The sequence below is a fragment of the Caballeronia sp. LZ033 genome, assembly GCF_031451265.1.
Classification (GTDB): Bacteria; Pseudomonadota; Gammaproteobacteria; order Burkholderiales; family Burkholderiaceae; genus Caballeronia.
Map to the genome: position 1 here is coordinate 1,129,794 of NZ_JARUXQ010000001.1, position 25,604 is coordinate 1,155,397.

Below are 25,604 nucleotides of genomic sequence, written 5' to 3' on the forward strand. Positions count from 1 at the left end.
CGTCAGTCAGCCGGGGCGAGGCCCGGCAGCAAACTTAGGCAACCGACTTCTTGGCGACGCGCGAAGCTTGTTCGGTCGCTTGCGTAGCAGCCTTCGTGGCGGCCGTGGCGGCTGCGTTGAAGTTGCTTTCAGCGATCTCGACGGCTTGCTTCGTTGCCTTGTGGACCGTTTCGTACGTGGTGTTGGCGGCGGTGATGGCCGACTTCATCACGGCGACAGCCGTTTCCGAACCAGCGGGTGCGTTCTTCGCGACGTTGTCGACGAGCGTTTGCACCTTGCGGTTCTGTTCTTCGTACTGCACTTCCGCGACGCGGGCGAATTCGGCTTGCGTGGCCGATGCGATTTCGTACAGGTGACGGCCATACGACAGGACCTTTTCCGCGACCGGCTGCGTCAGGCTGGCTTGCAGCGCGAGCAGTTCCTGTGCGTCCTTCACCGACAGCGCGCGTTGCGCGTTTTCCTGGCTTTCGGCCAGCGTGGACTTCACGACTTGCAGATTCAGTTCAACCAGCTTTTCGACGCCTTCGAACGCCTTGTTCGTCAGACCGAACAGCGTGTCGAAGTTGGCTTTCTGGGCAGCGGCGATTTGCTCGGGGGTCAACAGCGTCATCTCAGGCTCCTGATGGCCGACCCATCAACGCGGGTCGTGGTTTGGGTAGATCCGGCGACAACCGTTGCCGGTTCAGTGCAACTGCGATTGGTGCGTCGCAACATGAAAGCCATTTTAGTGATATCCCGAACGATGTCAAGCTCTTTTTGTGCATCGCACAAACGGGATAAAACTCAGTTTAAACAGAGACTTACAAGTAACGTTCAGGGGCTTGCGGACGTCCGTGAAAACCCTTGTGCACCACATTGGAATCAAGCGTGCAGGCGGTCGGCGGGAGCGTGATGCTGATGAAATCACGCTTCGATGAAACTTTGATGTTTGGAATTAGCGCGCGCGCCGGACCGGTCCATTCGGCGAATAGCTTGCCGCGGCGCAACCGCGCACAGCTTATTTAAACGGCTCGTCTTACTTTTGGCCTTACGGCGTACACCAAAATCGTGAAGAACCGTTAACATCTCGGCTGTCCGACCCGCTGTGCGCTGTCCGCCGCGCTTCCGACACCCGTCCCCGTTTCGAAAACCTCGTTCTCGCTGACGCGTTGTTAAGCGTTTGACTAAAGTCACGGAAAGTATTGCCGATAGAGCGCTTGTCATCATGTAGTAAAAGCGCGCTCTTGCAGCAATCTTCTGCCGGAATGATCGTTTTTTCCGATCGGAGTGCGTTTCGTCATCGATATTACGCAATCACGGCTTACAACTCGGTTTAAAGAGCACCGATAAGTGCTTAATATTGCTTAAATTTCGTAGCTTCACTACACTTGGCGGTACCCTCCAGCCGCCCAACAGAACACTAATGAAAACCGAAATGTTTTCGTCGTTGAAGGTGGTGCATGGCGTCGCAGTGCGATCCGCGCTGTCGCTCGCTGTCTCCATCGCAGTAGCGACGTCCTTCGCAGCGGCTCCGGCTGAAGCCCTCGCAAAGACTGCAACCGCCAGCAAGACCGTCAAGAAATCCGCCCAATCGACACCATCCGTCACCAAGGCCGCCAAGCCTGCACGTGCCGCGAAGACCGCGCTGAAATCGCCCAAGCCGGCGAAGGCTGCCAAGGTCGCCGCCGCGAACGACGATGACGACGCGCCGCGCGCGTCGCGCAAGCGCCGTGTCGCGTATCGCATGGAGCCGCACGCCCGGCGCGCCGCGGTCCACGCGGTGGCGTTCCAGCCGCGTTCGCCTTCGGTGGGACAGGCATTCGGTCTGCATGACACGCCCGACAGCCTCGCGCTGCGTTCGAGCGTGGCTTATGTGATCGACCAGAACACCTCCGAAACGCTCTTCGACAAGAATTCGCGCGCCGTCGTGCCGATCGCTTCGATCACCAAGCTGATGACGGCCATGGTCGTGCTCGACTCGCACGCACCGCTCACCGAGGACATCTCCGTCACCGACGAAGATCGCGATTACGAGAAGTTCACCGGCTCGCGTCTGTCGGTCGGTTCGGTGCTGAATCGCGAGGACATGCTGCACATCGCGCTGATGGCGTCGGAAAACCGTGCCGCAGCCGCGTTGTCCCGTTATTACCCGGGCGGACGTCCGGCGTTCATCGCCGCAATGAATGCGAAGGCGAAGTCGCTCGGCATGAGCGATACCCACTTCGAGAATTCCACCGGCCTCACCAGCCAGAACGTGTCGAGCGCACGTGACCTCGCCAAGATGGTCAACGCCGCGTATCAGTACCCGCTGATCCGCAAGTTCTCGACCGATCGCAGCTACGACGTCTTCACCGGCAAGCGCAATCTCGCCTACAACAGCACGAATGCGCTGATCCGCAACGCGTCGTGGGACATCGGCCTGCAGAAGACCGGGTTCATCAACGAAGCGGGCGAGTGCCTGGTGATGCAGGCAACGGTTCACGGCCGTCCGGTTGTGATGGTGCTGCTCGATTCCTACGGCAAGTATTCGCGCTTCGCGGATGCCGGCCGTCTGCGCTCGTATCTCGACACGCTCGGCGAACCGCACATCATGAGCGCCGACATGGGCGGCGGCGCGAATCCGTAAGCTGGATCAAGCCCGGCGCATCGGCCAGGCTTGAAAAGCAAAAAAGGGGATTCGTCGAAAGACGAATCCCCTTTTCATTTACGCAGTCAAGACGGTTCAGCGATGCGCATGCGCGCCGTGCTGTGCCTGCTGCGCCTCCGCGGCGGCCTGCTCCGGGTGATAGCCGAGCGAGCGTGAAATCTCCAGCGCCGTGTGGCTCAGCTGCTTGAGCCACGCGTCCTGCAGCCGGTCGGCGGGCGCCGACAGCGACAGCCCCGCAACCAGCCTGCCGGTATCGTCGTAGATGCCCGCCGCGATGCAGCGCACACCCAGTTCAAGCTCCTCGTTGTCACGCGCGCAGGACTGCTGGCGCACCAGCAGCAGTTCGCGTTCGAGCTTCGCGAGATCGGTGATGCTGTTCTGCGTGTGTCCCGACAGCCCCGTGCGCGTCGCGTAAGCGCGCACGCGCGTGGCTTCGTCGGCGGCGAGGAACAGCTTGCCCACCGACGTGAGATGCAGCGGCGCCCGCCCGCCAATTGCCCGCACCACCTGCATGCCCGAGCGCTCCGAGTAGGCGCGCTCGATATAGACGATCTCGTCGCCCTGACGCACCGACAGGTTGACCGTCTGGCCCGTCTGGCGATGCAGTTCGCGCATCGGCGGCATCGCGGCTTCGCGCACGGAAAGGCGCGCCTTCACCAGATTGCCGAGTTCGAGCAGGCGCATGCCCAGCCGGTACGTGCCGGGATCCGAGCGGTCGACGAGCCGGCACAGCACCATGTCATTGAGAATGCGGTGCGCGGTGGACGGATGCAGCTCGGTGCTCTGCGACAGTTCTTTGAGACTGACGGGATCGGTGTGATCGGCGAGTGCGTCGAGCAGACGCATCATGCGTTCGATCACCTGAATGGAGGTCTTTGAATCCGGGTTCGTATCGCTCATCGTGAAAAATCGGTTGATGCGTCAAACAGCGGAAATGCAATTGTATCTCGTATCGTGAAAAGGCAAGCAGGCCATTTGCCTGCGACGGACGAGCCGCTCGTGCGAATCGCGGTGAACGGGCCGGCGCGGCGGCGTTTTCACGGATAATTGCCGGGCGTTCACATCACTCTACAAAACAGGAAACGCCCCCCATGCGAGTCGGTTTATTCGTGACATGTCTCGTCGACATGATGCGCCCCGAGATCGGCTTCTCCGCGATCAAGCTGATCGAGCGCGCGGGCTTCGAGGTCGTCGTGCCGCCGTTGCAGACCTGCTGCGGCCAGCCTGCCTACAATTCCGGCGATCGCCCGCTGGCCCGCGACCTGGCCGAAAAGACGTTGCGCGAATTCGAGCAGTTCGACTATGTCGTGGTGCCGTCCGGTTCCTGCGGCGGCATGATCCGCGCGCATTACGGCGACCTGTTCCGCGACGATCCCCAGTTGATGAGCCGCTTCGCCAGGCTTCAGCCGCGTGTGTTCGAACTGACCGATTTCCTCGTGACGATCGCGCAGGCGCGGATGGAACCCGCGGGCTTCGACGGCACCGCGACCTATCACGATTCCTGCTCCGGCCTGCGTGAACTGGGCGTGAAGACCCAGCCGCGCGAGCTGTTGTCGCAGGCAGGCGTGCCCGTGACGGAAATGGCGGCCTGCGAGCATTGCTGCGGTTTCGGCGGCACCTTCGCGGTGAAGTACGGCGACATCTCGACGGCGATCGTCGACGAAAAATGCGCCAACATCCGGGCGAGCGGGGCGGATGCGGTCGTGCTGGGCGATCTCGGCTGCATGCTGAACATCGAAGGCCGGCTGCGCCGCACCGGCGATACCACGACACGCGTGCTGCACATCGCGCAGGTGCTTGCCGGCGACGCGCCGGCCGGCGCCTGACGGCAGCGGACGGAGCACTCCCCATGCAAGTTCAGACGATGCAGTTCAAGGCGCGCGCCGGCAGCAAGCTCGCGGACGAACGCCTGCAACAGAACCTCAAGAAGCTGTCGACGAAGTTCGTCACCGGGCGGGCGAACGCGGTGCGCGACATCGACTTCGAGGCGACGCGCGCGGCGTTGAAGGAACGGCGCAACCGGGCGCTGGAGAATCTCGATGTCTGGCTCGACACCTTCGAGCGCGAAGCAACCCGGCGCGGCGCCACCGTGCTGTACGCCGAATCGACGCAGGACGCCGCGCGGCTGGTGGCCGAGATCGCGCGCAAGCACGACGTGAAGAAGGTCATCAAGACCAAGTCGATGGTGTCGGAAGAGATGCAGCTCAATCGCGTGCTGGGCGAGATGGGCGTGCAGTCGATCGAAACCGATCTCGGCGAATACATCCTGCAGATCAACGACAACGAGCCGCCGAGCCACATCATCGCGCCGGTCGTGCACAAGGATAAGGACGAGATCGCCGATCTCTTCGCGAAGACGCACCACAAGCCGCGCCTGACCGACATTCCCGAAATGACGCGCGAGGCGCGCGAGGTGCTGCGGCCGCATTTCATGTCGGCGGACATGGGCGTGACCGGCGGCAATTTTTTGATCGCGGAAACGGGTTCGGTGGCGGTCGTCACGAACGAGGGCAACGAAGGCATGTGTACGGTGATGCCGCGCGTGCATGTCGCGGTGACGGGCATCGAGAAGGTGCTGCCGACGCTCGAGGATCTGGCGACCGCCATGCGCCTGCTGCCGCGCTCGGCGACCGGACAGACGGTGTCGAACTATTTCTCGCTGCTGACCGGTCCGCGTGCTCCGGATGACACCGACGGTCCCGAGCACATGTACTTCGTGCTCGTCGATGGCGGGCGCACCGGGCTGATCGGCGGCGAGTTCCAGGAGATGCTGCGCTGCATCCGCTGCGGCGCGTGCATGAACCACTGTCCGGTGTATCAGAAGATCGGCGGACATGCGTACGGCTGGGTGTATCCCGGGCCGATGGGATCGGTGCTGACGCCGGCGTATGTGGGCATCGACCGCGCGCTCGACCTGCCGCAGGCCGCCACGCTATGCGGCGAGTGCAACAGCGTGTGTCCGGTGGGGATTCCGCTGTCGGACCTGCTGCGCAAGCTGCGCGAGAAGCAGATGGAGCGGCGCCTGCGCCCGTGGAAGGAGCGCGCCGGGCTCACCGTGTGGGGCTATCTCGCGAAGCATCCGACTGCCTATTCGCTGTTCACGAAACTCGCGGTGCGCGTGCTGGAGCGCATGGGCGGCAAGAACCGGTCGATTGCACGCCTGCCGCTCGGCGCCGCCTGGACCGCAACGCGCGACATGCCGGCGCCCGTCGGCCGGACCTTTCGCGAGCTGTACAAGGCGCAGCGGTCGCATCTGGGCTGAGCGCTGTAACGAAAAACGGCGCCCGACTTGTCGTCGGGCGCCGTTCTTTGGTGTCCGGGTAGCGAACTCAGTTGCCGACAGGCCCGTTGTGCCAGCGGCCGCCATTGCCGCCACTGTTGCCTCCACCACCGCCACGGTTGCCACCCTGATTGCCGCCCGGGTTCGATGGCGGCGGTGCGGCTTGAGGCCGCATCGGCGGCCCGCCGACTGCTCGCGGCAAAGCCCCGCCGTTGGCCTGAGGCGGAGGTCCGCCTGGACGTCCACCGCCCGCCTGGGGAGGCGGCCCGCCGTGCCCGCCACCGGCTTGCGGCGGAGGACCACCGTTGCCGCGGTTCGGCGGCGGACGGTTATTCCAGCCGCCGTTCCATCCGCCGGGCGGCGGACGGCGCCAGCCGGGGCCGTCGTCCCAATAGCGACCTGGACCCGGGCCGCCGTAGTAGTACCCGCCGCCTACGACCACGCCAGGCTGCACGACGGGCGGACCGCCGTAATAACCGTCGTAGCCGGGCGTGTCATACGCGGTGGCGGGATAGCCGCCGCCGTAGTACCCGCCGGCATCGGGATAAGCCGCGCAACCGCCGAGAAGCGCGGCGGACGAGGCGAACAAAAGACCAGCGACTGCGGATTTCATGATCTTGGAATAATTCGTTGGAGCGTGTCTTATTAAGACACGCCCGATGGCCCGATGTCCCGACAACTTTGTAAGCCTTTATGACTGCGGTTCGCCGTATGAACCTGCGTTTCCGGGGGCATCGTCGGCGGGGCCTTGTTGCCCCGGCTGCAACAAAGCTTTGCTTTTCAATACCTTTTTAAGATTCTCTCATTTCCGTAACATTTCGAGTGTCGGCAAGTGGGCGTTCGCTTCGCTCCGACATCGAATCGAGGTAGTCCAAATGAGAAAGACAATATCGACTTACTGGCCCGTGGTGATGCTGCTGCCCATCGCGTTGGCCTTTTGCATGCAAGCGGGCAGCCACGCCGCGGCCGGCGTGCGCCAGGAACAGACCGACGTCGCGAGCGTGAGCGCCGAACTGGCGCGGGCGATTTCATACGGTTTCGTCGAAGCGGACGATGCCGCCACGATCCCGGACGCACCCCGCACGCTGTAGCGCGCAATAAGGCAGCGCACAAAGGCAACACATGAAGGCAGCGCACAAAAAAAATGGCGCCCATGCGATTCACGCAGGGCGCCATTTCTTCGTCCGGCCGCCGCAGCGACCGAACGTCCGGGAACAGCCTTACTTCAGCACGGCGGCCACCGCGGTCGCGACGGCGTCGAGGTTGCGCGTGTTCAGCGCGGCCACGCAGATGCGGCCCGTGCTGACGGCATAGATGCCGAACTCTTCGCGCAGACGGTCGACTTGCGCCGACGTCAGGCCCGAGTACGAGAACATGCCGCGCTGCTGATTGACGAACGAGAAGTCGCGATCGACGCCGCTCGCCTTCAGGCGCTCGACGAGGCCGTTGCGCATGGCGCGGATGCGGTCGCGCATTTCGCCGAGTTCCTGTTCCCAGGTCGCGCGCAGTTGCGGCGAGGCCAGCACGGCCGCGACGATCGAGCCGCCGTGCGTCGGCGGGTTCGAATAGTTGGTGCGGATCACGCGCTTCAGTTGCGAGAGCACGCGCGCCGACTCTTCCTTGCTGGTGGTGATGATCGACAGCGCGCCGACGCGTTCGCCATACAGCGAGAACGACTTCGAGAACGACGACGACACGAACACGTTCAGTTCAGCGCCCGCGAACAGGCGCACGGCGGCCGAGTCCGCCTCGATGTTTTCCGCGAAGCCCTGATAGGCCATGTCGAGGAAGGGCACGAGCTCGCGCGCCTTCACGACTTCGACGATCTGCTTCCACTGCGCGTCCGAGAGGTCGACGCCCGTCGGGTTGTGGCAGCACGCGTGCAGCACGACCACCGTGCCCGCGGCGTAGCTGTTCAGCGCGGCCAGCATGGCGTCGAAGTTCACGCCGTGCGTGGCGGCTTCGTAGTACGGGTAGTTGACGACTTCGAAGCCGGCGCCTTCGAACAGCGCGCGATGGTTTTCCCAGCTCGGATCGCTGATCGCGACCTTGGCGTTCGGGTTCAGGCGCTTCAGGAAGTCCGCGCCGATCTTCAGCGCGCCCGTGCCGCCCAGCGCTTGCGCCGTGACGACGCGGCCCGCAGCGATCAGCGGCGAGTCCTGGCCGAGCAGCAGCGCCTGCACGGCGGCGTCATAGGCGGCGATGCCGTCGATCGGCAGGTAGCCGCGCGGCAGGGCGGCATCGACGCGTGCCTTTTCGGCTTCGCGCACGGCGCGCAGCAGCGGAATCTTGCCTTCCTCGTTGGTGTAGACACCGACGCCCAGATTGACTTTGGTGGCGCGCGTGTCGGCGTTGAAGGCTTCGTTGAGGCCCAGGATGGGGTCACGGGGAGCGAGTTCGACGGCAGAGAAAAGAGACATGATCTATCGGCAGTGAGAAAAAGACGGTGCGGCGGAGTGGCGCCCGGAAGGCCAAGGAGCGCGAAACTGGCGCGAAGCCAGCCCGGAACGGGGACGATGCCCGCGTGGCGTCTTCGGCGGTCCCTGCAGCGCGGCATGCTGCGCCGCTGCGAGAAATGTCCGTTGCCCGCCGTCGAGCACAGTCGCACATTGTAGCGAATCCGGCCCGGCTTTTTGCCGCCACCTTGCCGAGAGCGCGTGTTTTTCACGCCGTGGTCAGTTCGACCGATTCCGCGCGCGTCGTCAAAAAGGGCCGCAAGGCCGATGCTTGAGATCGGCGGCACGGTCCCAATGTGCTATGGACTCAGGCGCCGCGCCGTCAGTCCCGACCGCCGCGCGCTCCCATCCGCCGGGCCGCGCGTGTTTTCGGCAGCCGCTAGAATAAGTGTTTGCTCCGGCGACGACGCATCGAATCTCCATGTCCGACACTCTCATCGACTCTCCCGAAGAACTGGACGAATCGAAGTTCGTCACCTTCGACGGCTCGCCGTTCCAGCTCTATCAGCCGTATCTGCCCGCGGGCGACCAGCCCGAAGCCATCGCGAAACTGGTGGAAGGGATCGAGGACGGTCTCTCGTTCCAGACGCTGCTCGGCGTGACCGGCTCCGGCAAGACCTTCACGATGGCCAACGTGATCGCCCGCATGGGCCGTCCGGCTATCGTATTCGCGCCGAACAAGACGCTTGCCGCGCAGCTCTACGCCGAGTTCCGCGAATTCTTCCCGCGCAATGCGGTCGAGTACTTCGTCTCGTACTACGACTACTACCAGCCGGAAGCGTACGTGCCGCAGCGCGACCTGTTCATCGAGAAGGATTCGTCAATCAACGACCACATCGAGCAGATGCGGCTCTCCGCCACCAAGAGCCTGCTCGAACGGCGCGACGTGGTGATCGTGGCCACCGTGTCGGCGATCTACGGTATCGGCAATCCGTCCGAATACCATCGCATGATCCTGACGCTGCGCACCGGCGACAAGCTCGGCCAGCGCGACATCATCGCGCGCCTGATCGCGATGCAGTACACGCGCAACGAAGCCGACTTCTCGCGCGGCACCTTCCGCGTGCGCGGCGACACCATCGACATTTTTCCGGCGGAACACGCGGAAATGGCCGTGCGCGTGGAACTGTTCGACGACGAAGTCGAAGCCATGCATCTGTTCGATCCGCTCACCGGCCGCGTGCGCAACAAGATTCCGCGTTTCACCGTGTATCCGTCGTCGCACTACGTGACGCCGCGCGACACCGTGATGCGCGCCGTCGAGGCCATCAAGGACGAACTGCGCGAACGGCTCGAGTTCTTCTACGAGCAGGGCAAGCTGGTCGAGGCGCAGCGGCTGGAGCAGCGCACCCGCTTCGACCTGGAGATGCTGCAGGAGCTCGGCTTCTGCAAGGGCATCGAGAACTACTCGCGGCACTTCTCCGGCGCAATGCCCGGCGAGCCGCCGCCGACGCTCGTCGACTACCTGCCGTCCGACGCGCTGATGCTGCTCGACGAATCGCACGTGCTGATCGGCCAGTTGAACGGCATGTACAACGGCGACCGCGCGCGCAAGGAGAATCTCGTCGACTACGGTTTCCGGCTGCCGTGCGCGCTCGACAACCGGCCGCTCAAGTTCAACGAGTTCGAGCGCAAGATGCGTCAGGCGGTGTTCGTCTCGGCCACGCCCGCTGACTATGAAAAGGGCAAGGCCGGGCAGGTGGCCGAGCAGCTCGTGCGCCCGACCGGGCTGGTCGATCCGGAAATCGAAGTGCGTCCCGCGCGTTCGCAGGTGGACGACGTGCTCTCCGAGATCAACGCGCGCGTCGCCGTGCATGAACGCGTGCTCGTCACCACGCTCACCAAGCGCATGGCCGAACAGCTGACCGAGTTCCTCGCCGATCACGGCGTGAAGGTGCGCTACCTGCATAGCGACATCGACACGGTGGAGCGCGTGGAAATCATCCGCGACCTGCGGCTCGGCACCTTCGACGTGCTGGTCGGCATCAACCTGCTGCGCGAAGGGCTGGACATTCCGGAGGTCTCGCTCGTCGCGATTCTCGACGCCGACAAGGAAGGCTTCCTGCGCGCCGAGCGCTCGCTGATCCAGACCATCGGCCGGGCGGCGCGCAATGTGAACGGCAAGGCGATTCTCTACGCCGACAACATGACCGACTCGATGAAGCGTGCCATCGACGAGACCGAGCGGCGCCGCGCCAAGCAGATCGCGCACAACCAGGCGATGGGCATCACGCCGCGCGGCGTGGAGAAGCGCATCAAGGACATCATCGACGGTGTCTATAACGCCGACGAAGCCCGCGCCGAGCTGAAGGAAGCGCAGACGCGCGCGAAATTCGAGGACATGTCCGAGAAGCAGATCGCCAAGGAAATCAAGCGGCTCGAAAAGCAGATGATGGACCACGCCAAGAATCTCGAATTCGAGAAGGCCGCGCAGACCCGCGACCAATTGGCGCTGCTGCGGCAACGCGTGTTTGGCGCGAATGTCGGCGACCACGTGGCCGGAACCGGCGGCATGTAAGGCTTATGTAATAGATTCTTGAGGCCTCGTTTGAAATACGCGGCGGCCCGGCGGGCCGGCCGCGTTTTTTTGCGCCATGCAAGCCCTGTCGATGCCGCGAAAAGCCTTGTCGGCGCTGGGTTTGTAAGCCCGCTCAAATTGTTCCGGGTGTCGAACGATGCTAAACTTGGCAAACTTTGAGAATGGTTCGTATTAACGTTCACAAAGTTGTGCTAGCGCTGCTCACCGTGGACGTTCGAATCGCCCATCCCTGGCAGAAACTTTCAATCCGTCCGGCGCATCGTCCGGATATCCGGCAGTCGGACCTGATGTCCGGGCAGCAGGCGCGCGTGGCGCCCCGAGCCGGTCGATAACAACAAGGAGTATCTATGGGTTCAACGTTGATGCGCGGCCTCGTGGCCGCCGCGGGCCTTACGGCAATGATGGCGGCGTCGGCCGCGGAATATCCGATCGGCAAGCAGCATATCGAGGGCGGCATGGAAACGGGCGCCGTCTACCTCCAGCCGATCACGATGGCGCCGGAAGGCATGATGCGCAAGGCATCGGATTCGGATATCCACCTCGAGGCGGACATCCACGCGGTCAAGAACAACCCGACGGGTTTCGCCGAAGGCGACTGGATGCCCTATCTCAACGTGACCTATGAACTGAGCAAGGTGGGCACGACCCAGACCGTCAAGGGCGACCTGATGGCGATGGTCGCGAACGACGGCCCGCACTATGGCGACAACGTGAAGCTCTTCGGCCCGGGCAAGTACCACCTGAAACTGCACATCGCGCCGCCGACGGAAACCGGCCATATGGCGTTCGGCCGTCACACCGACAAGGAAACCGGCGTGGGTCCGTGGTTCAAGCCGTTCACGATCGAATACGACTTCCCGTTCGCGGGCATCGGCAAGAAGGGCGGTTACTGATCGTCCGTGGCGCCCGGCATCCCGGACCGGGCGCGTACTTAATCAGGAAGTTCGCATGAAACTGACAAGCCAGATGGCGGCGATCGCGATGTCGCTGTGCGCCGCCGCTGCCGGGATGAACATGGCGCACGCCGCCGACCTGCCCACGTTCAAGCTCGAAATGAACGACGGCAAGCTGAATCCGGCGCGTATCGAAGTGCCGGCGGGGCAGCGCATCAAGATCGAGGTGCACAACATCGGCAAGGGCGCGGCCGAGTTCGAGAGCGTGCAGTTGCGCAAGGAAAAGGTGCTCGCGCCGGGCGCGGATTCGTTCGTCGTGATCGCGCCGCTGGATCCGGGCGAATACAAGTTTTTCGACGACTTTCACCAGAGCGCGCAGGGCGTGATCGTCGCCAAGTAAAGGGTATTGGACGCGCCGCGTGCGCGTCCGGTTGAAGTGGAATCGCTGGAGGTTGGGTATGGGGCAGGTACTTTTCATCGTATGGCGTGAGAGCGTCGAGGCATTGCTCGTCGTCGGCATTCTCTACGCGTGGCTGAAGAACGGCGACCATCAGGCGCGCCGCGGCCTGCCTTATCTGTGGGCCGGCGTCGTCATCGGGCTGCTTGCGGCGGTGGCGCTGGGCGCCGCGCTGATCGGCTTCACCGAAGTGCTGTCGGGCAACGCGCAGGATTACTTCCAGACCGCGATGGTGCTGGTGGCGTGCGTGCTGATCGTGCAGATGGTACTGTGGATGAAGCGTCACGGCCGCACGCTCAAGCGCGACATGGAAATTTCGCTGCAGAAGAGCACGCAGGACGGACACTGGTGGGGCATCGCGCTGCTGGTCGCGCTGGCGATCGCGCGCGAGGGCAGCGAGACGGCCGTGTTCCTGTATGGCGTCGGCTTCGGTCAGTCAGGGCACGTCGCCGCGTCACAATACGTGGCCATCATTCTGGGCTTCGGGCTCGCGCTGCTGACCTTCTACGTGCTGCAACTCGGCGGCAAGATCTTCTCCTGGCGCGCCTTCTTCCGTGTCACGGAAATCATGCTGCTGTTCCTCGCGGCCGGTCTGTTCGAGACGGGCGTGGACAAATTGATTGACATGGAAGTGCTGCCGGTCATCGTCAACCAGGTGTGGAACACCTCCGCGCTCCTCGACGATTCGAGCACCTTCGGCTCGCTGGTCGCTACACTGACGGGCTATCGCGCGCATCCGGCCGGCATGAACCTCGTGGCGTACGCCGTGTACTGGATCGTCATTTATCTTCTGCTGCGCCGTTCGAATCATCAGATGGCGCAAAAACAAAAGGCGGCAAGCCGTCCAGCATGAGTTCTGTAATGCCTCAACCCGGCCGGCTTCAGCAAGCCGGCCAATGGATGCAACGTCACGGCAGCGCGATCCGGATGATTCAGTGGGTCGTCGTTGCCGTGTATGCGTTTCTGATCCTCGTTCCCGCCGTGATGCCGCTGCCCGATGGCTCGGCGCATCTGTGGAACAACCTGACGCTCGCCGCACAGTTCGTGTTCTGGGGCATCTGGTGGCCGTTCGTGCTGCTGTCGATGGTCATGCTCGGCCGCGTCTGGTGCGGCGTACTGTGTCCCGAGGGCGCGCTCACCGAGTTCGCGAGCCGCTTCGGCCGCGGCTGGGCCATTCCGCGCTGGATGCGCTGGGGCGGCTGGCCGTTCGTCGCGTTCGGCCTGACGACCATCTACGGCCAGATGGTCAGCGTCTATCAATATCCGAAGGCCGTGCTGCTGGTGCTCGGCGGTTCGACCGTCGGGGCGATGATCATCGGCGTGCTGTATGGCCGCGAGAAGCGCGTGTGGTGCAAGTACCTGTGTCCGGTGAACGGCGTGTTCACGCTGCTCGCGCGGCTGGCCCCGTTCCACTTCAAGGTCAGCGAAGACGCGTGGCGCCGTTCGTACAAGCAGGGCGAGCACGGCCATCGCGTGATTCCGATCAACTGCGCGCCGCTGGTGCCCTTGCGCAACATGAAGGGCGCCGCCGATTGCCACATGTGCGGCCGCTGCAGCGGTCATCGCGACGCCATTGCGCTCACGTGGCGCTCGCCCGCAGAGGAAGTCGTGAAGCTCGGCGACAAGGCCGCGAATCCGTGGGACACGGCGCTCATTCTGTACGGGCTGCTCGGCATCGCGATTGGCGCGTTCCACTGGACTGTCAGCACGTGGTTCGTCGACCTGAAGCAGTTCTTTGCCGGCTGGCTGATCGACCACAACATTCTGTGGCCGCTCGACACCAACGCGCCGTGGTTCCTCTTCACGCATTACCCCGAGCAGAACGACGTCTTCTCGTGGCTCGACGGCACAATGGTCATCGGCTATATCGTCGTGACGGGGCTCGTGTACGGCACCGCGCTGCTCGCGCTGCTCGCGGCGGGCACGCGCATGCTCGGCAAGATGGAAGCGAGGCGGCTGCATCACCTGACGCTCGCGCTGATTCCGCTGGCGGGCTGCGGTGTGTTCCTGGGCTTGTCGGCGACCACGGTCTCGCTGCTGCGCGCCGAACAGCTGCCGCTCTGGTGGGTGACGGATCTGCGCCTCACGCTGCTGTTCATCGCGAACGCATGGAGCGCGTGGCTCGCGTGGCGCGTGACGGGGCGCTACGCCACGACGCTTGTTCCGCGCGTCCTCACGATGGTATGGTTTGTCGCTGCGCTGGCCGTAGCGGACAGCGCGTGGTACCTGATGTTCTGGGGCTTCAGCCGATAAACCGTCCACGCCGTGACCGACGGCCGCGAGAACGCACGTGAGAACCAAACCCGTACTGACCGACGACGACGTCAAGTCGATGGCCGCCGCCGCCGAGGCGCACGCGAATGATCACAACTGGAACGTGACGATTGCGATCGTCGACGATGGCGGGCATCTGCTGCATCTGCATCGGCTGGAAGGGGCGGGGGCGAGCACCGTCGAGATGGCGACGGGCAAGGCCCGCACCGCCGTGCTCGGCCGCCGCGAGACGAAAGTCTACGAAGACACCATCAAGCAGGGCCGCACGGCGTTTCTCAGCGCGCCGATGACCGCGATGCTCGAAGGCGGCGTGCCGATCTTCGTGGGTACGGACATCGTGGGCGCGGTGGGCGTCTCGGGCGTGAAGTCGGAACAGGATGCGCAGATCGCCAAGGCGGGCATCGCTGCGCTGGGTATCGAGAACGTCTGACGCTTTTCATCAAAGACAAAACGGCACGCCTTCGGGAAGAAGGGCGTGCCGTTCGCTTGTTCATCATTGCGCTGGCCTCATCAGGCGGACCATCACGCAGACGCGCGGGAACCAAAAAAAGCGGCTTCGCTTGCTATCGACGACTGGCTGGTGTTTGCACGAAGGGGTCTAAATTCTCGCGTGCAAGTCGTCCTCGCTGGCTAAGGCCAAACACCTCTTGGAGAGGTGGTCCCCACAATACACGGTACTACTGCTGTTCTTTGCGCTACTTCGTCAAGATCAGCTTGCCCAGACGAGTCGCGCGCAACTGATAGGTCTCCCCGTTATGCAGGATGCTGACATGACTGCGTCCCTGCAACAGCGCATCGCTTTTCAGTGACCGCTCGCCCGGGCTTTCCGCGGCGTGCTGGACGTGAACGGTGGTCACGGTGGTCGCTTTCGGGCGGGTAATCGCGGCGTCGCGGACAGCCGGGCGGCGCAGCCTGAGCGTGGAAGATCGCAGCGTGTCGGTCATGTCGGAAGAGTGCGCTCGTTGATTCGATGGGTCTATAGTAAATGATAACTATTCCTATTTGCAAATAGACTTTCTGATCGAAGCACAATTTTTGATAGCCAAGCTCGATGTAGCGGCGAAGCATTCGCCGCCACGTTTGAACGAGGCTCAGTGCAGCGGCTTGTCGTCGTTCCGGCCGTGCGCGAATTGACGGATCAGATGCACGGTGTCGATGTCCGACTCGCGATACGCCGACTTCACGATCTCCTGCGTCTGCAGTTCATCGGGCGTCGGGTTGGCTTGCTCCGGCAGCGTGGTGCTGTAGGTGAAGCGCAGGAAAAGCTGTTGATCGTCGGGCTCCTCGATCGCCATTGTCAGCGAGCCGCCCACATATTCGGCGGTCGGCAGAATGTCGTAGCGCACGCTCGACTGCGGGTTGAGCGTCACGCGATCACGCACGATGGCCTGGCCATAATGCAACTCGCGCTCCATGCTGTCGCCGTCGCGCGAAAGGATGTCGCAGCGGTCCAGTCCCAGCACGAACAACTGCGGCTGCTCGGCGCGCAGGACAAGGCCTTCCCACAGTTGCTCGCGTGTCAGCGACTGGACCAGCGGATTCTGCGGATCGTTGATCTGGATGAGGTGTTCGAAATTCAAAACGACGTTTCCTTGAACGTTCAGTGTGCCCGCGACGCGTTACGGCGCCAGTACGGAATCGATGTGGATCGGACCGGACAGGACCTTGTGGATCGGGCACGCATTGGCAATTTGCAAGAGACGTTCCCGCTGCTCGTCACTGAGCGGACCGGTCAGCGCGATGCGGCGATCGATACGCGTGCCCGCTGCAGCGCTCTCTATCGACAGTTCCACATGCACGGCCTCGAGCGGCCATTCCTTGCGCTTCGCGTACATCTTCAGCGTGATGGACGTGCAGGCGCCGAGGCTGCCGAGCAGAAGCGAGTGCGGGTCCGGAGCCGTGTCGCCGCCACCGAGGCTGACGGGTTCGTCGGCGCTCCAGTCGTGCGAGCCGTCCGCGAGGCGAACGTGGAAATCGGTAGCGCCGATCTCGGCGGTCACGACGGGGCGGGTCATGCGCTGCTCCTCGATTGATCCGGTGAAATGAAAGTGTGAAACGAAACGGCGCGGAACGAACGGTCATTGTGACGCAATGTGTCCGTTCATGCCGCGCCGGAGTCGCTGAAAATCAGCGCCCTTGCATGTTCAACGCTGAATGCTCAATGCGCGATCGCGCCCATCCGGCCCGCCTGATAATCGATGACGGCCTGGCGGATCTCGTCCTCGGTGTTCATCACGAACGGACCATAACGCACGACCGGCTCCTTGAGCGGCACGCCGCCGATCAACAGCAGTTCCACGGGCTCGTCGCCGGCGGCGAGCGAGACCGTATCGCTGTCGTCGCGGAAGATCACCATCTGCTGGGCGCGCACCGGCTGCTTCTGCGGGCCGTACAGCGCCGTGCCCGACAGCGGATACGCGAACACGCGGAACTCGCGCGGCACGTTCAGCGAGATCGTCGCGCCCGGTTGCAGCGAGACGTGCTGATACAGGATCGGCGTGCGCGTTTCGATCGCCGCCTTCACGCCGAGCGCCTCGCCGGCGATGACCTTCACACGGACCTTGCCGTCCTCGCTCATCGCGACCGGAATGCGTGCCGACGGAATCTCCTGATAATGCGGCGCGACCATCTTGTCGCGCTGCGGCAGGTTCACCCACAGTTGCAGGCCATGCACGCGCCCGCCGCGCTGCGTGAAAGCCTCGGCGGGAATCTCGCTGTGCACGACGCCCGCGCCGGCGGTCATCCATTGCACGTCGCCGGGCAGCAGCGTGCCGGAATGACCTGCCGAATCCTTGTGGCCGAACTCGCCTTCGAGCATGTACGTGACGGTCTCGAAGCCGCGATGCGGATGATCCGGCGCGCCCTTGGCCTCGCCGGGCGCGTAATCGACCGGACCCATTTCGTCGAGCAACAGGAACGGGTCGAAGTCCATCAGGAGACGGGTCGGAAACGGGCGATGCACGACGAACCCGCCGCCTTCGACGGTGCGGGTCGCCGGAATGATGCGTTCGATGCTGCGGCTGTCGGTCATGATGTCTCGCTTCGTGAATCCAGCGTTCAAAGGGGAATAGCGATATTTTTGAAACACAGGGCTATTATATGGGCCGCATTTCGCGTAAAAAGCCGCCTCGGCGCAATGGATTGTCCCGCTGGCGATAACGAACCACAGCAACGCGCCTTCTCGAGTTTTCCGATCGACCATGAAAGTTGACTCGCACGACCTGAACGATCTGATGTATTTCTCGCACGTCGTCGAGCACGGCGGCTTCTCGGCTGCGGAACGCGTGCTCGGCATTTCGAAGTCGCGTTTGTCGCGCCGCGTCTCGGAACTCGAGGCTTCGCTCGGCGTGCGCTTGCTGCAGCGCTCCACGCGCAAGCTGGCGCTGACTGAGGCGGGCCAGCTGTTCTACCAGCATTGCCAGGCGATGCTGGCCGAAGCGCAGGCGGCGGTGAATGTCGTGCAGAGCCTGCGCGATTCGCCGCGCGGCACGGTGCGCGTGAGCGTGCCGGTGACCATCGCGCAGACCTTTCTGTCCGCCGTGATGCCGGACTTCATGCATCGTTTTCCGGAGGTGCGGGTGGTGCTGCGCGTGACCAACCGCGTGGTGGATTTGTTCGAGGATGCCATCGATGTCGCGCTGCGCGTGCGCTCGGAGCCGCCCGCCAGTTCGAACGTGGTCGCGCGGCCGCTGTGGCGCACGGAACAGATGCTGGTGGCGGCGCCGTCGCTGCTGAAGTCGAATGCGCCGCCGATGACGCCCGCCGAACTCGCGCAGTACGACACGCTCGATACGCCCTCGGCGGACGGCCGCCATGTCTACCGGCTGATCGCGCCGGACGGCACGCGCCACGAGTTCGAGCACGAGCCGCGGCTGGTCACCGCCGACCTGTCGATGATCCGCGAGGCCGTGATGCGCGGCGTCGGCATCGCGGCGCTGCCCGAGATGATGTACGGCGCGCCGCTGCGCACGGGGCAACTGTCGCCGGTCATGCCGGGCTGGACCTTTCCGTCGCCGCAACTCTATGCGGTGTTTTTGTCACGGCAAGGCATGGTCCCTGCAGTGCGGGCGTTCGTCGATTTTCTGGTCGAGTCGATCGGCAGCGGACAGCTCTTCCCCGGAGAATGTCCTGTTCATGAACGGCCGGAACGAGAAACAGTTTCAACGCAATGACGCGCGTCATTGATTCGAGGCGGGGCAGTGCGGATAAGCGATGGTCAGATTCAATTGATGCCCGAAAATGGCGGCAGTATATTGAAACCTCTTTCGCTAAGGAGCTCCTATGCGAAAACTCACGGCTGCTCTGATAGTTAGCCTGATAGGGTTGATTGCACTGTCCGTGTCGACCACGGCTGCTGCATGTGACGGGACTTCTGGTTCTGGCTATACGAACCCAAAGTGACCGCCTCGCCCGAATGCGCCGAGCGCGCACAAAAAAAGGCCTTCATCTGACGATGAAGGCCTTTTACTTTGGAGCGTGCGAACGTTCGAAAGCGCGCGCGTTGCTTGAGCCGGCTTACTTGCCGCTCTTCGGCTCGGTGACGAAGCCGATCTTGGTCAGCCCGCCCGCCTGCGCCGCCGACATCAGGTCGGCGACCTTCTCATACGCGACCTTGCGGTCCGCGCGCAGCTGGATCTCCGGTTGCGGCGTTTGCTGCGCCGCCTGCGCGATGCGCGCGTTGAGCGTCGCTTCGTCGACAGGCTGTTCGTCCCACAGCGTCGTGCCGTCGGCCTGGATTGCGATGTTCACGTGCGCGGGCTTCTCGTCCTGCGGCTGGCTGCTCGCGTGCGGCAGGTCGATCTTCACCGCGTGATGCATCGCGGGGATCGTCACCAGGAAGATGATCAGCAGGACCAGCATGACGTCGACGAGCGGCGTCATGTTGATCTCGCTCATCATGCCGTCGTCTTCATCGCCGGCAAAAGGGCTCATGGCCATGATGCGAACCTCCCGGGCTTACGACGCGCGCGTCGCGAGACGCAGGCTGTCGGACGAGGCGTTCGTCGCGCGCTTCGTCGACGAAAGCTTCGTGCCCGTGACGAAGAACGCGTGCAGGCCGTGTGCAAAGCGGTTCAGCTTCGTGACGATGCCCTTGTTCGCGCGCGTCAGCGCGTTGTAGCCGAGCACTGCAGGGATTGCAACGAACAGGCCGAACGCGGTCATGATCAGCGATTCGCCGACCGGGCCGGCGACCTGGTCGATCGACGTCTGGCCGGTCGCGCCGATGGTCAGCAGCGCGTGATAGATCCCCCACACCGTGCCGAACAGGCCGACGAACGGCGAAGTGGAACCGATGGACGCGAGAACCGCGAGGCCCGACTGCATGCGGCCGACGCCTTCGTCCATCACGTCCTTCAGGCAGCGCGTGATCCAGTCCGACACGTCCATGCGGTCGTGCAGATGCGGTTGCGTCTGGTGATGATGATCCGCCGCTTCCTGGCCGGCGAGGGCCAAGGCGAGGAACGGGTTGTCTGCCGGGCTCGACGACTGGCTGCCGAGCTTCTTGATGCCGTCGTTGAAGTCGTCGGAGTGCCAGAAGGCCTGTTCGGCGTTCTTGGTCAGGCGCTTCAGGCGCACGACATTCCATGCCTTCACGATGATGACGGTCCACGACAGTACCGACATGATCACCAGCGCGAGCGCGATGCCCCGCGTGACGAAGTCACCTTGCGCCCAGACGTGCGCAATCCCGTAGTTTTGCATTGCTCTTTCCTTGTATCTAAAAAAACCGGTCAGTCGTTGAGACTGAATACGAATGGCACCGTGGCGGTAGCGCGGATCGCTTCGCCATTTTCCTTGTACGGACTGCACGCGCTGCTGCGTACCGCCGCGAGCGCGGCGTCATCCAGCCGCGACGAGCCGCTGCTTTTCTGCAGCGTGATGTTCTCGATCTTGCCCGACACGCCGACCGTCAGCCGCACGGTCGCCGTGCCTGTTTCGCCGCGGCGCTTGGCCATGGCCGGATACTCCGGCTCTGCGATATTGCAGCTCAGCCGCGCGACGTTCTTCGGCGCGGCGAGATCCATGCTCGGCTTGCCGATGGCGGGCGCGGTGGGCGGCGGGGCCGGCTGCGCCGGCGCGGGCGGAGTGGGATCCGGCGCGGGCGCGGCGATTTGCGACGGCGCTTCGGTGACCGGCATCGGCGTGGGCTTCGGCTCAATCTTGGGCTTGACCTTGGGCTTGGGCAGCGGCTTCGGGACCGGCTTCGGAAGCGGCTTGGGCGGCGGCGGCGTTTCGACCGCGACCGGCTGCGGCGCGGGCTGCGGCGTTTCGCTGATGAGCTGCGCGGTGATCGACTTGGCTTCGATCGGGCGCGGCGGCGGCTCGTTGTGCATCGTCATCGCGACGCCGAGCAGGACTGCATGAAGCACGACGACGGCGGCACACGCGGCAATCACGCGCGGACTGGCGCTCGATGCCGGCGCTGTCTGGAAAGCGGCGGGAGTAGTGGTCGGGGACTGCATTCTTATTGGCTGCTTTGAGTGCTGCTTGTGGTGCGGTGTGAATTGATGCCGATCATGCCGCGGGTTCGTTTCAGCTTGAAGTCCAGCAACTGGGCGGATCCGGCGCAACGGAGAAACAGGAAACCAGGCGACGTCATGTTCGAAAGATCAGCAATGAAATAAACAGGGTGGTCACGAAACCGATCAGCAATTCCATGGTTCCCTCCAGGGATAAGGGTTGCTCGGGGGAGGTGCTTGGCTAGCTGGAAGTGACCGGATGTTCGAAGGTAACCTGGCTTGCTGAAGGCGTTTCGGAGATCGGACAGCGAAACTGGCAAAAAAGCTTGAAAGACTGCGGGCGCCGCCGCGGAAGCGCGACGCCGGAACCTGCGGCCTGGCTTCAGGCCGCCTTGCGCTCATAGAACGTCAGCGGCGCCACGTGCTCGCGCGGCTCGACGCCACACTGCGCGGCGCACACGCCGCTCTGTGCCATCACGTCGCGAACGCTCTCCTCGCACTTGCCGCAGCACATGGCCACGCCGAGCTCGAACTGGAGTTCGTCGAAGGTGTCCACACCCTCGGCGATGGATGCTCGGATCTTGCGGTCGGACACTGATTTGCAAACACAGACAATCATGATCGTTCGCGAAAGCTTGCGTTAATGCGAATTATTATCATTCGACTTGCGCACCAATGCAAGCAGGGCTCTGTGTTTTTTGTAACAGACCAGGCAAGTTAGCAGATTTGTTGCTAGCGGCCAGCGCTGGCGCGGGAAAGCGCGCGGCGCAGGGCGCGCGGCGGGCGAGAAACCCTCACGCGATGTCGGGTTCGGCGAGCCGCGGGAGGCCGGATGGGATGCTGACATGCTCGACTGGCGCGTCGAGCCTGAGCAGGGCAGCGGCGAGCTGGCGCTGCGATTCGCCGTCCGCCGTGGAACAGAAGCGGGGCAAAAGATCCGCCGACGCCGCGTCCGAACGGCGCGCGTGGGTATCGAGCAGGCGTTCGAGCTGCCGGGCGATGGCCACGCTCGTGTCCACGATGTGCAGGCGTTCGCCGGCAATCGCGCGGATGGCGCCGTCCAGGAAAGGGTAGTGCGTGCAGCCGAGCACGAGCGTGTCAGCGCCCGCGTCCAGCATGGGGGAAAGGTAGCTTTCGAGCAGCGCCATGAGCGCGGGCGACGACGTGTCGCCGCGTTCCACCGCCTGCACCAGGCCGTGTCCCGCCTGGCAGATGAAGCGGCAGTCCCCGGCGTAGCGGTCGAGCAGCGACTGGAAACGCGCCGAACGCAGCGTCACCGCTGTCGCCAGCACGCCGACCACGCGCGAGCGCGACACGCCCGCCGCCGGCTTGACGCCCGGCTCCACGCCGACGAGCGGAATGGACAAACGCTCACGCACCAGCGCGATGGACTGCGCGGTTGCGGTATTGCAGGCGACCACCAGCGCCTTCGCGCCCTGCGACACGAGCCATTCGCCGATGGCCAGCGTGCGTTCGCCGATGAATGCGTCGGTTTTTTCGCCGTATGGCGCGTGAAGCGAGTCGGCGACGTAGATCAGACGTTCGTGCGGCAGGATGGCGCGCACGGCGCGCAGCACCGACAGCCCGCCCAGGCCGGAATCGAAAATGCCGACCGGCGCGCTCGCGTCCAGCGCGGCGCGTGGGGGCAGGGCAAGCGGGGATCCTGCGCTGACGGGCATCGTGACGAACGGATTACTCGTGATCGCCCATCATGGTTTGCTGGTAGTTCTGGATGCCGACCTTGTCGATCAGATCCAGTTGCGTTTCCAGCCAGTCGATGTGCTCTTCCGTGTCGTGCAGGATCTTTTCGAAGATCTCGCGCGAGACGAAGTCACGCACGGATTCGCAATAGGCGATGGCTTCCTTGCAGGTGGACTGCGAGATCTGCTCGAGCTTCAGATCGCACTCGAGGATTTCCTTGGTTTCCTCGCCGATCAGCAGCTTGTGCAGGTCCTGCAGGTTCGGCAGTCCGTCGAGCATGAAGACGCGCTGGATGAGCCAGTCGGCGTGCTTCATTTCGCCGATCGATTCGTCGTACTCGTGCTTGTTGAGCTTTTCGAGGCCCCAGTGCTGGTACATCCGGGCGTGCAGGAAGTATTGATTGATCGCGGTCAGTTCGTTCTTCAACTGCGAGTTCAGATATTCGATGACTTTCGCGTCGCCTTGCATGGCTTGATTTCCTGTCTGTAACGTGGGATTTTGAGAAAGATAAACCTTGTGCGTGACAAAGCCAAGGTTGAGTAGAAAATTTTTTTTCGAGATGAAACTGAGAATGAAAACCCTTCTCGATGGGCGCGATCTTAAAGAAAAGAGCCGGGCGCGTGCCCGGCTCTTTCGTTGACGGGTTGCCTGTCAGCTGACCATTGCGACAGGCAACCGTCGATCCCGCCTCAGACCGTGGCGACCGGAATCTTGCCGATCTTCGCCTGCCATTCGGCCGGTCCCGTATTGTGGACCGAGGTGCCGTTCGAATCGACGGCAACCGTCACCGGCATGTCCTGCACGTCGAATTCGTAGATGGCTTCCATGCCGAGGTCTTCGAACGCGAGCACCTTCGCCTCGCGAATCGCCTTCGACACGAGATACGCCGCTCCGCCGACCGCCATCAGATAGGCCGCCTTGTGCTTCCTGATCGACTCGATGGCGACCGGGCCGCGTTCGGCCTTGCCGATCATCGAGACGAGGCCGGTTTGCGCCAGCATCGTTTCCGTGAACTTGTCCATGCGCGTGGCCGTGGTCGGGCCTGCCGGGCCGACGGCTTCGTCGCGCACCGGATCGACCGGGCCTACGTAATAGATCACGCGGTTCGTGAAGTCGACCGGCAGCTTTTCGCCGGCGGCGAGCATGTCGGCGATGCGCTTGTGCGCGGCGTCGCGTCCCGTGAGCATCTTGCCCGACAGCAGCAGCGTCTGGCCGGGCTTCCACGAGGCCACTTCCTCGGGCGTCAGCGTGTTCAGGTCGACGCGCTGGCTCGTCTCGGTGTTGGGCTGCCACGTGACGTCGGGCCACGCGTCGAGCGGCGGCGCTTCGAGCTTCGCGGCGCCGCTGCCGTCGAGCGTGAAGTGCGCGTGACGGGTCGCGGCGCAGTTCGGGATGATCGCGACGGGCTTCGAGGCCGCATGCGTCGGCGCGGCCATGATCTTGACGTCGAGCACGGTGGCGAGGCCGCCGAGACCCTGCGCGCCGATGCCGAGCGCATTCACCTTCTCATGCAGCTCGACGCGCAGTTCCTCGATCCAGTCCCTGGGGCCGCGCGCGATGACATCCTGGATGTCGATGGGGTCCATCAGCGATTCCTTCGCCATGACCATCGCCTTTTCCGCGGTCCCGCCGATGCCGATGCCGAGCATGCCTGGCGGACACCAGCCGGCGCCCATGGTCGGCACGGTCTTGATGATCCAGTCGACGATCGAGTCCGACGGGTTCAGCATCGCGAACTTCGACTTGTTCTCCGAGCCGCCGCCCTTGGCCGCGACCTGCACGTCGACCTTGTCGCCCGGCACGATCTCGTAGTGGATCACGGCCGGCGTGTTGTCCCTGGTGTTCTTGCGGCCGCCTTCGGGCGGCGAGACGATGGACGCGCGCAGCACGTTGTCCGGGTTCAGGTAACCGCGGCGCACGCCTTCGTTGATCATGTCGGTGACGGACATCGTCGCACCGCCGTTGTCGCTGCCCCAGCGCACGTCCATGCCCACCTTCACGAACACCGTCACGATGCCCGTGTCCTGGCAGATCGGGCGCTTCCCTTCGGCGCACATGCGGCTGTTGGTGAGGATCTGCGCGATGGCGTCCTTCGCCGCCGGGCTTTCTTCCAGCTCGTAGGCGCGGCCGAGCGCCTGGATGTAGTCGAGCGGATGGTAGTAGCTGATGTACTGCAGGGAATCCGCAATGCTCTGGATCAGGTCTTCCTGTTTGATGACGGTCATGGCTCGAGGCTCTGGGGGACGAAATTTTTTCTGGTGTGCGTTCAGGCGACGCTTCATGTGACGCTCATGCGGCGTTTCAGGTGACGTTCAGTCTGCTGCGCCGCGCGGCGGCGCGAAGGACTCGTCGTGAAAGTGCCGCGGATGCGTGTGCGTGGTCAGCTTGTCGACATACGCCATGATGAGCGCGGACAGCAGGAAGGCCACGTGGATGATCACTTGCCACAGCACGGTATGGAAGGTGTGCTGATCGGGGTTGATGAAGGTCTTGAGCAGATGGATGGACGAGATGCTGATGAGCGCCATCGAGAGCTTGACCTTCAGCACGCCGGCGTTGACGTGATCGAGCCATTCGGGTTCGTCGGGGTGGCCCTCGACGCCCAGCCGCGACACGAAGGTCTCGTAGCCGCCGACGATCACCATGATGAGCAGGTTCGAGATCATCACCACATCGATCAGGCCGAGCACGACGAGCATGATGTTAGTTTCGTCGAGCGTCATTGCGTGCGTGACGAGATGCCAGACTTCCTTCAGGAAGAGCACGACATACACGCCTTGCGCGACGATCAGCCCGAGATAGAGCGGCACCTGCAGCCAGCGGCTCATGAAGATGATTCTGGGCAGCGCCTTCATCGCGCCGGGCCGAACGGAACCGGGAGTGTGCTTGGGAGCGGACATGAGCGGCTTTTCAGTCG

Annotated in this window: 26 protein-coding genes; 11 read left to right on the forward strand and 15 right to left on the reverse strand. The window is 63.5% G+C overall.

All coding sequences use genetic code 11. The features are described 5' to 3' along the window. Positions 1 to 34 precede the first annotated feature (34 nt). Entirely contained in the window at positions 35 to 610 is a 576-nt protein-coding gene (locus QCE62_RS05050; RefSeq protein ID WP_309807927.1) for a phasin family protein, read from the reverse strand. 792 nt (positions 611 to 1,402) lie between these two features. Here QCE62_RS05050 and pbpG point away from each other — a divergent pair. Beyond that, positions 1,403 to 2,605, forward strand: coding sequence for a D-alanyl-D-alanine endopeptidase (gene pbpG / locus QCE62_RS05055; protein WP_309915056.1), 1,203 nt, complete (start codon positions 1,403 to 1,405; stop codon positions 2,603 to 2,605). Positions 2,606 to 2,701: 96 nt separating this feature from the next. Here the strand turns inward: pbpG and QCE62_RS05060 are convergent, their stop codons facing one another. Continuing rightward, positions 2,702 to 3,526 (reverse strand): IclR family transcriptional regulator, encoded by an 825-nt coding sequence (locus tag QCE62_RS05060; protein ID WP_309807930.1) that lies wholly within the window; start codon positions 3,524 to 3,526, stop codon positions 2,702 to 2,704. 191 nt (positions 3,527 to 3,717) lie between these two features. Between QCE62_RS05060 and QCE62_RS05065 the strand changes: the two genes are divergently transcribed. The 3 genes from QCE62_RS05065 (at position 3,718) to QCE62_RS05075 (ending at position 6,997) form a co-directional block, all read left to right on the forward strand. Next, complete coding sequence (locus tag QCE62_RS05065; RefSeq protein ID WP_309915059.1) at positions 3,718 to 4,452, forward strand: (Fe-S)-binding protein; 735 nt, start codon at positions 3,718 to 3,720, stop codon at positions 4,450 to 4,452. Positions 4,453 to 4,475: 23 nt separating this feature from the next. Then, positions 4,476 to 5,888, forward strand: coding sequence for a lactate utilization protein B (locus tag QCE62_RS05070; protein ID WP_309915062.1), 1,413 nt, complete (start codon positions 4,476 to 4,478; stop codon positions 5,886 to 5,888). A gap of 893 nt (positions 5,889 to 6,781) precedes the next feature. Next, positions 6,782 to 6,997, forward strand: coding sequence for a hypothetical protein (locus tag QCE62_RS05075; protein WP_309915065.1), 216 nt, complete (start codon positions 6,782 to 6,784; stop codon positions 6,995 to 6,997). A 129-nt stretch (positions 6,998 to 7,126) separates the two neighbouring features. Here QCE62_RS05075 and QCE62_RS05080 read toward each other — a convergent pair whose 3' ends face one another. Next, positions 7,127 to 8,326 carry an amino acid aminotransferase gene (locus QCE62_RS05080; protein ID WP_309915068.1) on the reverse strand — a complete coding sequence of 400 codons (1,200 nt, stop codon included), beginning with the start codon at positions 8,324 to 8,326 and terminating at the stop codon, positions 7,127 to 7,129. A gap of 457 nt (positions 8,327 to 8,783) precedes the next feature. Between QCE62_RS05080 and uvrB the strand changes: the two genes are divergently transcribed. The 6 genes from uvrB (at position 8,784) to QCE62_RS05110 (ending at position 14,955) form a co-directional block, all read left to right on the forward strand. After that, the gene (gene uvrB, locus QCE62_RS05085) at positions 8,784 to 10,880 is read left to right on the forward strand and encodes an excinuclease ABC subunit UvrB (protein WP_309915071.1); all 2,097 of its coding nucleotides are present in this window, start codon (positions 8,784 to 8,786) and stop codon (positions 10,878 to 10,880) included. Positions 10,881 to 11,248: 368 nt separating this feature from the next. Continuing rightward, a complete protein-coding gene (locus tag QCE62_RS05090; RefSeq protein WP_309807937.1) occupies positions 11,249 to 11,794 on the forward strand; it encodes an iron transporter in 546 nt (181 codons plus the stop codon). Between the two features lie 55 nt (positions 11,795 to 11,849). Beyond that, complete coding sequence (locus QCE62_RS05095) at positions 11,850 to 12,194, forward strand: cupredoxin domain-containing protein (RefSeq protein WP_309807938.1); 345 nt, start codon at positions 11,850 to 11,852, stop codon at positions 12,192 to 12,194. A gap of 58 nt (positions 12,195 to 12,252) precedes the next feature. Beyond that, a complete protein-coding gene (locus tag QCE62_RS05100) occupies positions 12,253 to 13,104 on the forward strand; it encodes an FTR1 family protein (protein ID WP_309915074.1) in 852 nt (283 codons plus the stop codon). Continuing rightward, positions 13,101 to 14,504: a 4Fe-4S binding protein gene (locus tag QCE62_RS05105; protein ID WP_309915077.1), complete on the forward strand. Its 1,404-nt coding sequence runs from the start codon at positions 13,101 to 13,103 to the stop codon at positions 14,502 to 14,504. The genes QCE62_RS05100 and QCE62_RS05105 overlap by 4 nt, the downstream gene beginning before the upstream one ends. Positions 14,505 to 14,541: 37 nt before the next feature. After that, positions 14,542 to 14,955 (forward strand): heme-binding protein, encoded by a 414-nt coding sequence (locus QCE62_RS05110; protein ID WP_309915079.1) that lies wholly within the window; start codon positions 14,542 to 14,544, stop codon positions 14,953 to 14,955. Between the two features lie 265 nt (positions 14,956 to 15,220). Here the strand turns inward: QCE62_RS05110 and hemP are convergent, their stop codons facing one another. The 4 genes from hemP to QCE62_RS05130 all read right to left on the reverse strand — a co-directional run bounded on the left by hemP (position 15,221) and on the right by QCE62_RS05130 (position 17,556). Continuing rightward, positions 15,221 to 15,469 (reverse strand): hemin uptake protein HemP, encoded by a 249-nt coding sequence (hemP, locus tag QCE62_RS05115; protein ID WP_309807942.1) that lies wholly within the window; start codon positions 15,467 to 15,469, stop codon positions 15,221 to 15,223. Between the two features lie 147 nt (positions 15,470 to 15,616). Continuing rightward, entirely contained in the window at positions 15,617 to 16,105 is a 489-nt protein-coding gene (locus QCE62_RS05120) for an SRPBCC family protein (protein WP_309915082.1), read from the reverse strand. A gap of 39 nt (positions 16,106 to 16,144) precedes the next feature. Beyond that, complete coding sequence (locus QCE62_RS05125) at positions 16,145 to 16,540, reverse strand: OsmC family protein (RefSeq protein WP_309915083.1); 396 nt, start codon at positions 16,538 to 16,540, stop codon at positions 16,145 to 16,147. Between the two features lie 143 nt (positions 16,541 to 16,683). Then, a complete protein-coding gene (locus tag QCE62_RS05130; protein WP_309915086.1) occupies positions 16,684 to 17,556 on the reverse strand; it encodes a pirin family protein in 873 nt (290 codons plus the stop codon). Positions 17,557 to 17,725: 169 nt separating this feature from the next. On the opposite strand from QCE62_RS05130, the gene QCE62_RS05135 reads away from it, so the two are divergent. Then, positions 17,726 to 18,697, forward strand: a complete 972-nt coding sequence (locus tag QCE62_RS05135; RefSeq protein WP_309915089.1) for a LysR family transcriptional regulator — start codon at positions 17,726 to 17,728, stop codon at positions 18,695 to 18,697. A 343-nt stretch (positions 18,698 to 19,040) separates the two neighbouring features. On the opposite strand, the gene QCE62_RS05140 is transcribed toward QCE62_RS05135, so the two are convergent. The 8 genes from QCE62_RS05140 to QCE62_RS05175 form a co-directional block, all read right to left on the reverse strand. Continuing rightward, complete coding sequence (locus QCE62_RS05140) at positions 19,041 to 19,463, reverse strand: biopolymer transporter ExbD (RefSeq protein ID WP_309915092.1); 423 nt, start codon at positions 19,461 to 19,463, stop codon at positions 19,041 to 19,043. Between the two features lie 18 nt (positions 19,464 to 19,481). Continuing rightward, on the reverse strand, positions 19,482 to 20,228 hold the full coding sequence (locus QCE62_RS05145) for a MotA/TolQ/ExbB proton channel family protein (RefSeq protein WP_309915095.1): 747 nt from the start codon (positions 20,226 to 20,228) through the stop codon (positions 19,482 to 19,484). 29 nt (positions 20,229 to 20,257) lie between these two features. After that, the gene (locus tag QCE62_RS05150; protein WP_309915098.1) at positions 20,258 to 20,989 is read right to left on the reverse strand and encodes an energy transducer TonB; all 732 of its coding nucleotides are present in this window, start codon (positions 20,987 to 20,989) and stop codon (positions 20,258 to 20,260) included. A gap of 379 nt (positions 20,990 to 21,368) precedes the next feature. Next, a complete protein-coding gene (locus QCE62_RS05155) occupies positions 21,369 to 21,605 on the reverse strand; it encodes a (2Fe-2S)-binding protein (RefSeq protein WP_309915102.1) in 237 nt (78 codons plus the stop codon). Positions 21,606 to 21,780: 175 nt separating this feature from the next. After that, the gene (murI, locus tag QCE62_RS05160) at positions 21,781 to 22,665 is read right to left on the reverse strand and encodes a glutamate racemase (RefSeq protein WP_309915105.1); all 885 of its coding nucleotides are present in this window, start codon (positions 22,663 to 22,665) and stop codon (positions 21,781 to 21,783) included. 13 nt (positions 22,666 to 22,678) lie between these two features. Next, positions 22,679 to 23,155 carry a bacterioferritin gene (gene bfr, locus QCE62_RS05165; protein ID WP_035506542.1) on the reverse strand — a complete coding sequence of 159 codons (477 nt, stop codon included), beginning with the start codon at positions 23,153 to 23,155 and terminating at the stop codon, positions 22,679 to 22,681. A 221-nt stretch (positions 23,156 to 23,376) separates the two neighbouring features. Next, positions 23,377 to 24,912: a fumarate hydratase gene (locus tag QCE62_RS05170; protein ID WP_309915108.1), complete on the reverse strand. Its 1,536-nt coding sequence runs from the start codon at positions 24,910 to 24,912 to the stop codon at positions 23,377 to 23,379. Positions 24,913 to 24,999: 87 nt separating this feature from the next. Next, positions 25,000 to 25,587, reverse strand: a complete 588-nt coding sequence (locus QCE62_RS05175) for a TIGR00645 family protein (protein ID WP_309915111.1) — start codon at positions 25,585 to 25,587, stop codon at positions 25,000 to 25,002. Between the last annotated feature and the right edge of the window lie 17 nt (positions 25,588 to 25,604).

Coding starts and splice junctions, on each gene's coding strand:
- QCE62_RS05050 (WP_309807927.1), bottom strand. CDS start 610: ATGACGCTGTTGACCCCCGAGCAAATCGCCGCTGCCCAGAAAGCCAAC.
- pbpG (WP_309915056.1), top strand. CDS start 1,403: ATGAAAACCGAAATGTTTTCGTCGTTGAAGGTGGTGCATGGCGTCGCA.
- QCE62_RS05060 (WP_309807930.1), bottom strand. CDS start 3,526: ATGAGCGATACGAACCCGGATTCAAAGACCTCCATTCAGGTGATCGAA.
- QCE62_RS05065 (WP_309915059.1), top strand. CDS start 3,718: ATGCGAGTCGGTTTATTCGTGACATGTCTCGTCGACATGATGCGCCCC.
- QCE62_RS05070 (WP_309915062.1), top strand. CDS start 4,476: ATGCAAGTTCAGACGATGCAGTTCAAGGCGCGCGCCGGCAGCAAGCTC.
- QCE62_RS05075 (WP_309915065.1), top strand. CDS start 6,782: ATGAGAAAGACAATATCGACTTACTGGCCCGTGGTGATGCTGCTGCCC.
- QCE62_RS05080 (WP_309915068.1), bottom strand. CDS start 8,326: ATGTCTCTTTTCTCTGCCGTCGAACTCGCTCCCCGTGACCCCATCCTG.
- uvrB (WP_309915071.1), top strand. CDS start 8,784: ATGTCCGACACTCTCATCGACTCTCCCGAAGAACTGGACGAATCGAAG.
- QCE62_RS05090 (WP_309807937.1), top strand. CDS start 11,249: ATGGGTTCAACGTTGATGCGCGGCCTCGTGGCCGCCGCGGGCCTTACG.
- QCE62_RS05095 (WP_309807938.1), top strand. CDS start 11,850: ATGAAACTGACAAGCCAGATGGCGGCGATCGCGATGTCGCTGTGCGCC.
- QCE62_RS05100 (WP_309915074.1), top strand. CDS start 12,253: ATGGGGCAGGTACTTTTCATCGTATGGCGTGAGAGCGTCGAGGCATTG.
- QCE62_RS05105 (WP_309915077.1), top strand. CDS start 13,101: ATGAGTTCTGTAATGCCTCAACCCGGCCGGCTTCAGCAAGCCGGCCAA.
- hemP (WP_309807942.1), bottom strand. CDS start 15,469: ATGACCGACACGCTGCGATCTTCCACGCTCAGGCTGCGCCGCCCGGCT.
- QCE62_RS05125 (WP_309915083.1), bottom strand. CDS start 16,540: ATGACCCGCCCCGTCGTGACCGCCGAGATCGGCGCTACCGATTTCCAC.
- QCE62_RS05130 (WP_309915086.1), bottom strand. CDS start 17,556: ATGACCGACAGCCGCAGCATCGAACGCATCATTCCGGCGACCCGCACC.
- QCE62_RS05135 (WP_309915089.1), top strand. CDS start 17,726: ATGAAAGTTGACTCGCACGACCTGAACGATCTGATGTATTTCTCGCAC.
- QCE62_RS05140 (WP_309915092.1), bottom strand. CDS start 19,463: ATGGCCATGAGCCCTTTTGCCGGCGATGAAGACGACGGCATGATGAGC.
- QCE62_RS05145 (WP_309915095.1), bottom strand. CDS start 20,228: ATGCAAAACTACGGGATTGCGCACGTCTGGGCGCAAGGTGACTTCGTC.
- QCE62_RS05150 (WP_309915098.1), bottom strand. CDS start 20,989: ATGCAGTCCCCGACCACTACTCCCGCCGCTTTCCAGACAGCGCCGGCA.
- QCE62_RS05155 (WP_309915102.1), bottom strand. CDS start 21,605: ATGATTGTCTGTGTTTGCAAATCAGTGTCCGACCGCAAGATCCGAGCA.
- murI (WP_309915105.1), bottom strand. CDS start 22,665: ATGCCCGTCAGCGCAGGATCCCCGCTTGCCCTGCCCCCACGCGCCGCG.
- bfr (WP_035506542.1), bottom strand. CDS start 23,155: ATGCAAGGCGACGCGAAAGTCATCGAATATCTGAACTCGCAGTTGAAG.
- QCE62_RS05170 (WP_309915108.1), bottom strand. CDS start 24,912: ATGACCGTCATCAAACAGGAAGACCTGATCCAGAGCATTGCGGATTCC.
- QCE62_RS05175 (WP_309915111.1), bottom strand. CDS start 25,587: ATGTCCGCTCCCAAGCACACTCCCGGTTCCGTTCGGCCCGGCGCGATG.